Source organism: Proteus sp. G4380 (assembly GCF_963885725.1).
In the GTDB taxonomy this organism is placed as follows: domain Bacteria; phylum Pseudomonadota; class Gammaproteobacteria; order Enterobacterales; family Enterobacteriaceae; genus Proteus; species Proteus mirabilis.
On record NZ_CAWPAV010000024.1, the window covers coordinates 19,132 to 30,111 of the forward strand.

Below are 10,980 nucleotides of genomic sequence, written 5' to 3' on the forward strand. Positions count from 1 at the left end.
GAAAAATGAAGATTGAAACAATAAAAAAACTTTCAAAACAAAGACGCAAGTTTTATATTGGTTCTTCTTTGAATATTACTCATATTAACCGTCAATTGGCCTTTTTAACGCCTATTTTGGATGATGCAATTGATAAAATAAAATATGCACAACAAAAGCAAGCTCTATTATCACCAATTAAAGAAACGGCACAGATCTTTGAGTATGTAAAAAACAATAATAAAAAGAAAGCAGCGATATATGCACTAGATTATCTCATTTTTTGTTTTTCTCATGGTTGTTGTACAATCAAAAAATTTATAAGAAGAGAACTTATGTTTTTATTGGAAAGGATCAAGCATTTTATCGCTTATGAGTTAAAAGAGATCATTCAACCTTCAACATTTTTCTGTTTTAATTTTTTAAAAGCGTTAAAAAAGCATTTATAATCAAAATATCACCTCTTTTGTGTAAAAATAAATGCTAATAGTGTCAACTTTTGCTGACAAAGCCCTTTATTTAATTGATATTAATGTATAATATCAGCAATTAGTTCAGGGGCACTCAGTATTAAGAAGGTTTAAAATGCGCTTAGAAGTTACCTGTAAAGATCGCATCGGGTTAACCCGCGAATTACTCGATCTGCTTGTATTAAAAAATATCGATTTGCGTGGAATTGAAATCTTTCCTATTGGTCTTATTTATCTAAATTTTTCGCAAATCGATTTTAATATATTTCAACCTTTAATGGCTGAAATCAGAAGAATTGAGGGGGTTATCGATGTTCGTACTGTGGCTTTTATGCCATCAGAGCAAGAGCATCGAGCTATGTGGACACTATTAGAATCAGTACCTGTCCCTGTCTTTTCTATTAATACCAAAGGTCAAATTAAGTTATTAAACCCAGCTACACGGCATCTGTTTGAATTAGATGAAAATGATAAAAATGAAAAATCTTTTAACCAACTGATACCTAACTTTAATATCCATCGCTGGTTAGAACAAAAAGATCCTCATGCTGAAATTATCTCCATCAAATTAAAAAAACAACATTTTGATATGGAGATTGTGCCAATAAAACTGACTGATGATAATCAGTTTAATCATTGTGTTGGTGCACTCATTTTATTGAAATATCGCGGAATAATTCATGAGCATCCGAAATTAATTGTTAATGATAATTCGGGATTTGAACAAGTTATTGCTGTTAGCACCCCCATGAAACAATTAGTTGAACGCGCTAAGAAAATGGCAAAAATGGATGATCCTTTATTATTAGTGGGGGATACGGGGACGGGCAAAGATCTATTTGCTAAGGCTTGCCACTTATTAAGTCCTCGAGCCAGAGAGCCATTTTTAGGCCTTAACTGTGCCTCTATGCCTGATGATGTGGTTGAAAGTGAGTTATTTGGTTATGCGGCAGGTGCATATCCTAATGCTATCGAAGGTAAAAAAGGCTTTTTTGAACAAGCCAATCGAGGCACTGTTTTGCTAGATGAAATTGGCGAAATGTCGCCACAAATGCAAATTAAACTCCTGCGTTTTTTAAATGATGGTACTTTCCGTCGTGTTGGGGAAGAGCACGAAGTTAAAGTTGATGTTCGAATAATTTGTGCAACACAAAAAAACTTATGGGAATTAGTACAAAAAGGACTATTTAGGGAAGATCTCTATTATCGACTTAATGTATTGACATTAACTCTACCACCGTTGCGGGAAAGAAAAGCGGATATCATGCCGTTAGCACTGCATTTTATTAATCAATATTGTTTAGAGCAGAAAGCATCAAAACCTGTTATTTCCCCTGATTTATCTGCTTATTTAGTACAATATGGCTGGCCTGGTAATGTTCGCCAATTAAGAAACACAATTTATCAAGCCATGGCTCAGTTAGTAGGCAATACATTGCGACCTCAAGATATCGCCTTGCCTGAGCATACTGCGGATACTTTATTTGATGAAGATTTGCTTGAAGGCTCGTTAGATGAAATGACTAAGCGATTTGAAGCTTCTATTTTAAGGCGTTTATATCGTGATTATCCAAGTACACGTAAACTGGCTAAACGTTTAGGTATTTCTCATACCGCGATCGCAAATAAATTACGTGAATATGATTTAACAAGTAAAAAAGCGGATAAAACAGAGAAATAATATTATATTACAATGTGTTAATGGTTTTTATTTAAATAAACGGGCTATATTAGCCCGTTTATTTTTTACATTACTCGGTATGAATAACGTTATTGTCAATTATTTTAGTACAGCTAATGCTGCGTCATAATTAGGTTCAGTGGTGATTTCATCAACTAATTGGGTGTAGATAACGTTGTTACTTTCATCAAGTACAATCACAGCACGGCTAGTTAATCCCGCTAAAGGACCTGATGTAATCGCGACACCGTAGTTTTCTTTAAATTCCGCACCACGCATTGTTGATAATGTGACAACATTATCTAAACCTTCAGCACCGCAAAAACGTGCTTGTGCAAAAGGTAAATCTGCTGAAATACACAGTACAACGGTATTATTTAATTCGTTGGCGACTTTATTAAATTGGCGAACACTCGCTGCACAAACACCAGTATCTACACTTGGGAAAATATTTAATACTTTACGTTTGCCGGCAAATTGCGCTAAAGAAACATCATTTAGATCTTTACCTACTAAAGAAAAATCGGCTGCTTTTTGGCCTACAGTGGGGAAATTTCCAGCTAAAGTCACCGCATTACCTTGTAAAGTCACTTGATGTGCCATTGTTGTTCTCCTTTGTTACTTATTGAACTAACCATTATTAATACTAAATTATTAACGATAATATTCGTTAATGCGTAACCATGATTAAAATTTGTCTACATCTCTAAAATAAAAGAGTGAAAACGGTAAAATTGATAAAATTTTTGCAATCAGTGATTGTGCCTTTTTATCAGGCTTTTATAATTATTAAGTTAACTCGCTTATAGACTACAGGACGAAACAGACATGCGCAAAATATTCGTTATATCATGTGCACTTGTCGTTCAAGGATTGCTCATATCACAGGCTAATGCGGCAGTGGTGCCATCAGGAACGATACTCGACAAAAAACAGGAAGTAGTGCGACATTTAAAAGATGAACCCGCATCACTTGATCCCATTAATGCCGTAGGTTTAACGGAGGCTCAAGTTCAACGAGACTTATTTGAAGGATTAGTGATAGAAGATGAGCGAGGGCGTCCCATTCCTGGAGTGGCACAATCATGGCGAACAGAAGATAACCGGGTTTGGATTTTTACATTACGTGATAATGCTAAATGGTCAAATGGCGAAAAGGTGACGGCTTCTGACTTTGTTTATAGTTGGCAAAGATTAGTTGATCCAAAAAATCTTTCTCCTTTTGCTTGGTATGCAGCCCTAGCTTCTATTGAGAATGCCCAAAAAATTATTGATGGTAAATTAAAACCAACCTCGTTAGGTGTGGAAGCCATTGATGAAAAAACGTTAAAAGTTACCTTAGAACGACCTGTTCCTTATTTCCCTAGTTTAGCGACCAATTTTTCACTTTATCCTGTACCTAAACACATAATCGAAAAATATGGTTCAGAATGGATCAAAGTAGGTAATTTAGTCGGCAACGGGGCTTTTATACTAAAAGATCGCGTTGTGAATGAGAAAATTGTGTTAACGCCAAACCCTTACTATTGGGATCACCACAATACGGTGTTAACCAAAGTCACTTTTGTGCCTATTAATCATGAATCACAAGCGACTAAACGTTATTTAGCTGGGGATATTGATATTACAGAGTCTTTTCCTAAACACTTATATCACAAATTGATGAAAGAGATTCCTGATCAAGTGTATATCCCTGAGCAGTTAGGTACTTATTATTATGCATTTAATACACAAGCAGGGCCTACCAAAGATATTCGGGTTCGCAAAGCGTTAGCTATGGCAATTGATAGAAAAATTATTACAGACAAAGTCCTTGGTACTGGAGAAAAATCAGCGAATCGCTTTACTCCTGATGTGACGGCTAATTTTACGCCTGAGCCAACACTATATGATGAATACAGTCAGGATGAATTAGATAGCCAAGCAAAAATATTGTTATCAGCAGCCGGCTATGGTCCTCATAATCCTTTAACTCTCTCTCTGCTTTATAATAATTCAGAAAATCATCAAAAGATCGCCATTGCTGTCGCTTCTATGTGGAAGAAAAAGTTAGGCGTAAAGGTAAACTTACGCAATCAAGAGTGGAAAACTTATATTGATAGTCGTAATTCAGGTGATTTTGATGTGATAAGAGCTTCATGGATAGGCGATTACAATGAACCCTCCACATTTTTATCTTTATTAGGCTCTAAGCATGCTGGAAATATCCCAAAATATCAGAGCCAGCAATATGATGAGATTTTAGTCCAAGCCAATATGACGACAGATGAAGAGGAAAGAAATCGTCTCTATAATCGTGCAGAACAGGTTATTGCGGAAGAGGCGCCTATTGCCCCTATCTATCAGTATACTAATGGTCGTCTAATCAAACCTTGGCTAAAAGGTTATCCCATTGAGAATCCTGAAGATGTCGCTTATAGCCATATGCTGTATGTTATAAAGCATTAAATAAGTGTTACAGGCAATAAGATAAGAAAGCCAAAATATTAGCAAAGAGTACGTAATGATTATTGCGTACTTTTTTTTAGTGGAAGAGAGATAGAGAAAAAAAATCCCTCTGTTATGCAACAGAAGGAGACTCAAAAGGAATAAACATTGCAAAATTATGTTAATATAATTTTGCATGAATGTTTTGACTAATCGTGCAGTTGATGCAAAGTATAAATTTATACTTTTTATTTATAGGTATAACTACTTAATATAGCTTTATAATTATAATTTCAGTGGTCAGTAAACGTATTTTAACAACAAATAAAATTGATAAGATTATTTTTAACTTATGTTATCGCATATTTATAAAACATTAAAAACGATAGCCTAAGGATAATTGGATACTATTTAGTCTAATATTATGTTTGTTTGACTCAGTATCTGAATGTAAATAGCCAAGATTAATGCCTACATTTTTTCTAAGGCTATAATCAATACCCGCTTGAAACATCACATTGGTGGTGTCGACGATAATGGTATCGGTTACCGCAACGCCTGAATAACTTTTATCAACTCGATATTTTAATTTTTTAGGCCCCATTTGGGCGTAGATAGCCAAAGAAGGTGTAATTCGATACGTTGGGCCTATTAACAATGCAGAAACCTTTGCATGTTCATCTTTTGTGCCTAGTTTAAGTGAGCTAGCGTCTATAAAATGGCTTTGATGTGTTGACTTGATATGCAGCAATGAAAGTAACATTCCCCAGTGAATATCGGATCCATAGTGATAACTTATTATTGCACCATTTGCTTTGTGGTTTTTTATTTTTCCATATATATAACCGCCATAAATTGCCTGATTATTCTCAAAAGCATGTAGTGATGGAGAGAAAGGTAAAATAAAGCTTATAAATAAAATAAGATTTTTTTTCATTATCGCGTATCTAATTTGTTGGAGATGGCGATATTTTTAGTGAGTTAATAACATATTTCAAGTTAATTTCTTTGAAATGATTCTTAAAAAAAACTAGCATTCTTATTGAGTTAAAAGAAATTATTTCGGTATTAATAGAAGGGTAATTACTATAATTTTAGATAATATAAGATATTTTATAAATAATCGTTATTATTATTGGATCTTATTTATAATTTATAGCTAAAGGAAAGCGTAATAATAGCGAAATAAACAATGGATCCGAAAATCCATTGTTTAGCTAGTGAGTTACTTACTTTTAATCTAAGATCTCAACCAGTGTATATTTGATGCTTGGTGCATCCGCAGGAGGATTAGGAATATCTGTAACTTTGACTTTTACTTTGTACTGCGTTCCCGCTTGGTAATCAAATCCTTCGATATTTTGATAGAAGAGAGACCATTCACCAGCAGGTAATTCTTTTACTTTCATGCATTTCATTGGCGCAACACCAACACAATCATAAAGCTGAGAGTCAATAAGTAGTGTTTTTGTCGAATCGTTCATAACTTGGGTGTTGGTTCCTGTCGCTGTATTGCATCCTGCTAAAAGTAAAAATAAAGGAATGGTGAGAAACTTTTTCATATTAGTAGCCTTATTTCAGGGGCGACAAATTAATTAAATATTTGCGTTTATTTTAAGTAAATTTCATTTTTATGACTAATATCTAGTGCTAATCGATAACCTAAATATAGGCATATATTGAAAAATCTATCATAACCTAATAATTAATGCTTATTTTAGTGTAAAAATCTTAAAGTAGAAAATATTTTACTCAATAATGTTGTTGTAGATGGAAGGATGTGATGGCGTTAATCTAGGCTAAATAGTGGCTTGATTTAACCTCTTGCAACATAATCAAATAAAGGCAATATTATTGATTGTTTACATGATTTTAGAAAAAAGCATAAAATTATATTTTAAATGATGGTATCAAGGAGGACGAATAATGAAAAGTGTCAATAACGCTATAATCGAAGATTCTGATGCTATCTATATGGCTCAGCTTAATGGGCATGGCGGAATTATGCCGATCACGGCTAATAGCATAGCAAGTAATGAAAGGCCTTTTTGGGTTCATCTCGATTATCGTAAACCCAAAAGTGATCAGTGGATTAATCAGACTGAGTTACTTCCTCCTATCGCAAAAGATGTGCTTTTAGCTGAAAATGTTCGACCTAAGGCACAGCGTATCGGGGAAGGGGTTATTATTAATTTGCAAACGATTAATAACAACCCCGATGATCGGCCGGATGAACTGATTGCGTATCGTATTTATATTAATGGTCAAATGATTATTTCGAGCCGACATCGTCGCGTTAATTCCGTTGATTCGGTGATCCACTCTTTAGAAGTGGGTGATGGTCCAGAAAATAGTGGTAGTTGGTTGATCACTATGGCCGATGCAGTGACAGATGAAATAGGTGATTTTGTTGAAACACTTCATGACCAATTAATTGAGTTGGAAGATATGATCCTCGATCAGCAAATTCCGGCTCGAGGTGAATTGGCATTGCTACGTAAGCAACTGATTGTGTTACGCCGTTATATGGCGCCACAACGTGATGTATTCTCCCGACTCTCTATCGAAAAATTACCTTGGATGAGCGACAGTGATCGCATTAGTTTGGTTGAAATATCAGAACGTCTCTCGCGTCGATTAGAAGATTTAGATAGTAGTATTTCTCGTACAGCCGTTATTGCTGATGAAATTACTTCAATGATGGCAGATGCGATGAACAGGCGCACATATACCATGTCATTAATGGCGATGCTATTTTTGCCCACGACCTTTTTGACAGGACTATTTGGGGTTAATTTAGGGGGGATCCCCGGCAATGAATTTCCTTATGGCTTTGCTATATTTTGCTTTTCACTGTTTTTCTTGATTGTGATTGTTGCTTGGTGGTTAAAGCGTAGTAGGTGGTTGTGAAATTTCAGCAAATTAATCGTAACTAAATGGATTTAAAAAAGAATTCTCTAACTCTGTTTGAGATATATCAATTTTTTAAATGCCAACATCTGGCATTATAACTCTCGCAGGTGAATACAACGTTGAGCGATGAACGTTGTGCTCCATAATTGTAGTTTTTCTCATATTGAGTTCTTAATACAGAATAATTGACCATTATTACACCGATGTTAAATAAACATCGGTTTTTTTTTGCTTATTATTTTCGTCATAAGCAAAGCATATTAAACCCCAGCGCAACGACGATGGTTTGCTAGGGATAATACTGGCTATGCTTATTTTACCTCAACAACATCCAATCTAGCTTGGCTAAAGTCAGGACGCTCATCTTCATCATCGGAAAGAATAGGGCTTGTTGGAATATCATCCTTATCAAATGCTAGATCACCGCCGTTAATAATCTCATCACCTTGTTTGATATTAGCAAAGTCAAATAATTGGGTATCACATAGATGCGACGGAACAATATTTTGGGTTGCCCTAAACATGGTTTCAATGCGCCCAGGGTAACGTTTATCCCAATCTCTTAGCATCTCTTTGATCACTTGGCGTTGTAAGTTAGGTTGAGAGCCACAAAGATTACACGGAATAATAGGGAAATTTTTTGCTTGAGCAAAACGTTCAATGTCTTTTTCTCGGGCATAAGCCAATGGACGAATAACGATATGTTTTCCGTCATCACTCATTAATTTAGGTGGCATGCCCTTTAGCTTTCCACCATAAAACATGTTCAGAAACAGCGTTTCTAAAATATCATCACGATGGTGACCTAAAGCAATTTTTGTTGCCCCAACTTCGGTGGCTGTACGGTATAAAATACCACGACGTAAGCGAGAGCAAAGTGAACAGGTGGTTTTACCTTCTGGAATGATCTCTTTTACAATACCGTAAGTATTCTCTTCAACAATTTTATACTCTACGCCCAGTTGCTCAAGATATTCAGGTAAAATATGCTCAGGGAAGCCCGGCTGTTTTTGATCTAAATTAACGGCAATTAAGGAAAATTGTATTGGCGCGCTTTTTTGCAAATTCATTAAGATAGATAGGAGAGTATAGCTATCTTTCCCGCCAGAAAGGCACACCATGATTTTATCGCCATCTTCAATCATATTAAAATCAGCGATAGCTTGCCCAACGTTACGGCGTAAGCGTTTTTGTAATTTGTTAAAATTATATTGCTCTTTTGGGATGCTCATTTTTTACGGTTCTATATCGTTGCTAAGGTTTTTTAACTTACTTTAAAGGGGTTTTCTGCTTTGTTTTCAATTTGTTGCATGACGTGCTTTATCGGAATAACATAATATCTATGCGTTTAAACGAATAAAGCTAAAAAGCAAAATTTAATTACCACTTATTGCAAGGAAATGATAAGCCGACAATGATAACAGAAGCATCGCGCATTTCGAAACTGCTAAGTAAAATAATCGCCACCCTGTAGGGCTGACTTACTGATCAAGATAGTAACGGGGAAAAATAGCGATTACTACAAAGATAATCGCTATTGATAACAACAGCCCCTTATTTAAGTCACTAAAGGACGTCTATTTAAGAGGAGAGTGTGGCAAGTTTGGTGGCAAACCCCATAAAAAATAGCCCAACAATACCATTTCCCAGTTTAGCGATATTTTTACGTGAACCGAAGAAACGCGCCAATGCTACACCACCAAAAATAAGAAAAGAGAGATAAACAAAGCTAAATGCTTCAAGCATAGAAGCTAAGATCAAGTAGGATAAACCAGTATGTGCATAGTTAAAGTCGATAAATTGCACAAAAAAGGAGATATAAAACAAAATCGCTTTGGGGTTGGTTAAGCTTAATGTTAATGCCTTACGAAATACATGCTCTTGAATACAGTTTGTCTCAGTATGGCTTTGCTTTTTGGCAAAGAAGTTAGCATGAATAATTTTGATACCGAGATAGAGTAGATAAAAAGCACCTAAGAAACGGACAATAGTAAAAAGCACAGGAGAGGCTTTAATAACTGATGCCACACCGATAAATGCTAAGAAAATTAAGATAGCATCGCCAATAAAAACCCCTAATGCGGCTCGATAACCTGCACCAACTCCTCTTGATGCACTGGTTTTAAGCACATAAAGGGAATTAGGGCCGGGGACGATAATAATAAAGAACATACCCGCAAGATATGTCCAAATATTGAGCACTCCAAATTGTTCAAGCCACACAGTAACCCCCCATACTTTTACTGTACATGATATAAACGTTGACCTGTTATTATATAAAGAGAAACAGAAAAATTTAAACGCCTATTTTTATACACTTTTAGCATAATTATTCGTAAATAATGATTTTTATACAGAAAGTAAGTTGTTTTTTAGTAGAAAATAGGGGGGAAGATCATCGTGATACAGAACAGAAGTGAATAGGATAAATATTATCTTAAAAAGTAGAGTTTATCTTATTGATTTATCTATTTTTATCAAAAATAATAGCAACATATACACTTGCATATAAAACTAAGGAAATAGATCATGGCAACCACTTTTCTACCTATTGGTCTTTTGGGGCCATTAAACCCTATTGGTTTGGGCGGTATTATGTTTGAATTTTTCTATTATTTTTAATCATAATATAACCTCTACTATAATAAATAAGAACCTCATCATCATTCTATATTAATAGTAAGGAATATTTATGATAAAGGTTGTAGCAGAAGATTTTATTAAATCAGGATCAATAGAAACGGTCTTACCACTTTACCAAGAATTGGTGAAAGCTAGCCAACAAGAAGCGCTTTGCATTAGCTATGATTTATTTGTTGATGAGAAAGATCCCGGTCACTTTATTTTTATTGAATCATGGACAAATAAAGAAGCACTAGATATTCATTGTAATAGTGAACATTTTCGTCGCATCATTCCGATGATTAGACAATATACAAAAGCAGAGTCAAAAATCACTTTAGTCAATAGTGTATTTGATAAAAATATAGATTAATCATTTTATGTCTATATTTTAACGTATTAATAAATAATATATTAATTTGGGCCGCATTATTTATTGCGGCCTTGTTATATGTTGTGAACTATATTGAATAAAGCTCTAAAGGTAAGCCATCGGGATCTTGAAAAAAGGTAAAACGTTTTTGGCTACTAGGATCTAGACGTATTGGCTCGCATTGAATATTGTTTTGTTGTAAATAAGCAACTGAAGCATCAAGATCGTCCACTGCAAATGCCACATGGCGTAGACCACGTGCTTCTGGGTAACTTAAACGTGCTGGCGCATCTGGGAAGCTAAATAATTCAATTTGGTAGACTGTACCTAACGCAAGCTCAGCTTTCCAAGATTGTATTTCTTCACGGTATTTTTCATTTAATAGGCTAAGCCCCAGTATTTGACAATAAAAATGTTTGCTGATGGTATAATCAGAACAAATAATCGCCACATGATGAATTTTATTTAATTTTAACATTGATAACTCAACTAATAAAAAAATAACATAAGATAAA

At 34.9% G+C, this 10,980-nt stretch carries 11 protein-coding genes; 5 read left to right on the forward strand and 6 right to left on the reverse strand.

All coding sequences use genetic code 11. The features are described from left to right. The first annotated feature begins 5 nt into the window (after positions 1–5). Complete coding sequence (locus tag AACU98_RS01490) at positions 6–428, forward strand: hypothetical protein (RefSeq protein ID WP_004243094.1); 423 nt, start codon at positions 6–8, stop codon at positions 426–428. A gap of 136 nt (positions 429–564) precedes the next feature. Continuing rightward, positions 565–2,130 (forward strand): transcriptional regulator TyrR, encoded by a 1,566-nt coding sequence (gene tyrR / locus AACU98_RS01495; protein WP_004243093.1) that lies wholly within the window; start codon positions 565–567, stop codon positions 2,128–2,130. Positions 2,131–2,229: 99 nt separating this feature from the next. Here the strand turns inward: tyrR and tpx are convergent, their stop codons facing one another. Beyond that, complete coding sequence (tpx, locus tag AACU98_RS01500) at positions 2,230–2,733, reverse strand: thiol peroxidase (RefSeq protein WP_004243092.1); 504 nt, start codon at positions 2,731–2,733, stop codon at positions 2,230–2,232. A gap of 225 nt (positions 2,734–2,958) precedes the next feature. Here tpx and AACU98_RS01505 point away from each other — a divergent pair, with 225 nt between their 5' ends. Then, on the forward strand, positions 2,959–4,578 hold the full coding sequence (locus AACU98_RS01505) for a peptide ABC transporter substrate-binding protein (protein WP_060554686.1): 1,620 nt from the start codon (positions 2,959–2,961) through the stop codon (positions 4,576–4,578). 355 nt (positions 4,579–4,933) lie between these two features. On the opposite strand, the gene AACU98_RS01510 is transcribed toward AACU98_RS01505, so the two are convergent. Continuing rightward, complete coding sequence (locus tag AACU98_RS01510; protein ID WP_004243090.1) at positions 4,934–5,494, reverse strand: outer membrane beta-barrel protein; 561 nt, start codon at positions 5,492–5,494, stop codon at positions 4,934–4,936. 298 nt (positions 5,495–5,792) lie between these two features. Further along, positions 5,793–6,119: a DUF4377 domain-containing protein gene (locus tag AACU98_RS01515; protein ID WP_161734688.1), complete on the reverse strand. Its 327-nt coding sequence runs from the start codon at positions 6,117–6,119 to the stop codon at positions 5,793–5,795. Between the two features lie 364 nt (positions 6,120–6,483). Here AACU98_RS01515 and zntB point away from each other — a divergent pair, with 364 nt between their 5' ends. Further along, positions 6,484–7,467, forward strand: a complete 984-nt coding sequence (zntB, locus tag AACU98_RS01520) for a zinc transporter ZntB (protein ID WP_012367976.1) — start codon at positions 6,484–6,486, stop codon at positions 7,465–7,467. Positions 7,468–7,781: 314 nt separating this feature from the next. On the opposite strand, the gene ttcA is transcribed toward zntB, so the two are convergent. Together ttcA and leuE are read right to left on the reverse strand one after the other, a co-directional pair. Then, positions 7,782–8,702 (reverse strand): tRNA 2-thiocytidine(32) synthetase TtcA, encoded by a 921-nt coding sequence (gene ttcA, locus AACU98_RS01525; protein WP_004243086.1) that lies wholly within the window; start codon positions 8,700–8,702, stop codon positions 7,782–7,784. Positions 8,703–9,051: 349 nt separating this feature from the next. Next, the gene (gene leuE / locus AACU98_RS01530; RefSeq protein ID WP_046334762.1) at positions 9,052–9,642 is read right to left on the reverse strand and encodes a leucine efflux protein LeuE; all 591 of its coding nucleotides are present in this window, start codon (positions 9,640–9,642) and stop codon (positions 9,052–9,054) included. A gap of 520 nt (positions 9,643–10,162) precedes the next feature. On the opposite strand from leuE, the gene AACU98_RS01535 reads away from it, so the two are divergent. Then, positions 10,163–10,465: a putative quinol monooxygenase gene (locus AACU98_RS01535; protein ID WP_036972028.1), complete on the forward strand. Its 303-nt coding sequence runs from the start codon at positions 10,163–10,165 to the stop codon at positions 10,463–10,465. Between the two features lie 88 nt (positions 10,466–10,553). On the opposite strand, the gene gloA2 is transcribed toward AACU98_RS01535, so the two are convergent. Further along, on the reverse strand, positions 10,554–10,943 hold the full coding sequence (gene gloA2, locus AACU98_RS01540) for an SMU1112c/YaeR family gloxylase I-like metalloprotein (RefSeq protein WP_004248141.1): 390 nt from the start codon (positions 10,941–10,943) through the stop codon (positions 10,554–10,556). Positions 10,944–10,980 lie beyond the last annotated feature (37 nt).

Excerpts from the sequence above, each read along its gene's own strand:
- gloA2 (WP_004248141.1), bottom strand. The coding sequence starts at position 10,943 with ATGTTAAAATTAAATAAAATTCATCATGTGGCGATTATTTGTTCTGAT.
- AACU98_RS01515 (WP_161734688.1), bottom strand. The coding sequence starts at position 6,119 with ATGAAAAAGTTTCTCACCATTCCTTTATTTTTACTTTTAGCAGGATGC.
- AACU98_RS01505 (WP_060554686.1), top strand. The coding sequence starts at position 2,959 with ATGCGCAAAATATTCGTTATATCATGTGCACTTGTCGTTCAAGGATTG.
- tyrR (WP_004243093.1), top strand. The coding sequence starts at position 565 with ATGCGCTTAGAAGTTACCTGTAAAGATCGCATCGGGTTAACCCGCGAA.
- AACU98_RS01490 (WP_004243094.1), top strand. The coding sequence starts at position 6 with ATGAAGATTGAAACAATAAAAAAACTTTCAAAACAAAGACGCAAGTTT.
- zntB (WP_012367976.1), top strand. The coding sequence starts at position 6,484 with ATGAAAAGTGTCAATAACGCTATAATCGAAGATTCTGATGCTATCTAT.
- tpx (WP_004243092.1), bottom strand. The coding sequence starts at position 2,733 with ATGGCACATCAAGTGACTTTACAAGGTAATGCGGTGACTTTAGCTGGA.
- ttcA (WP_004243086.1), bottom strand. The coding sequence starts at position 8,702 with ATGAGCATCCCAAAAGAGCAATATAATTTTAACAAATTACAAAAACGC.
- AACU98_RS01510 (WP_004243090.1), bottom strand. The coding sequence starts at position 5,494 with ATGAAAAAAAATCTTATTTTATTTATAAGCTTTATTTTACCTTTCTCT.
- AACU98_RS01535 (WP_036972028.1), top strand. The coding sequence starts at position 10,163 with ATGATAAAGGTTGTAGCAGAAGATTTTATTAAATCAGGATCAATAGAA.
- leuE (WP_046334762.1), bottom strand. The coding sequence starts at position 9,642 with ATGTTCTTTATTATTATCGTCCCCGGCCCTAATTCCCTTTATGTGCTT.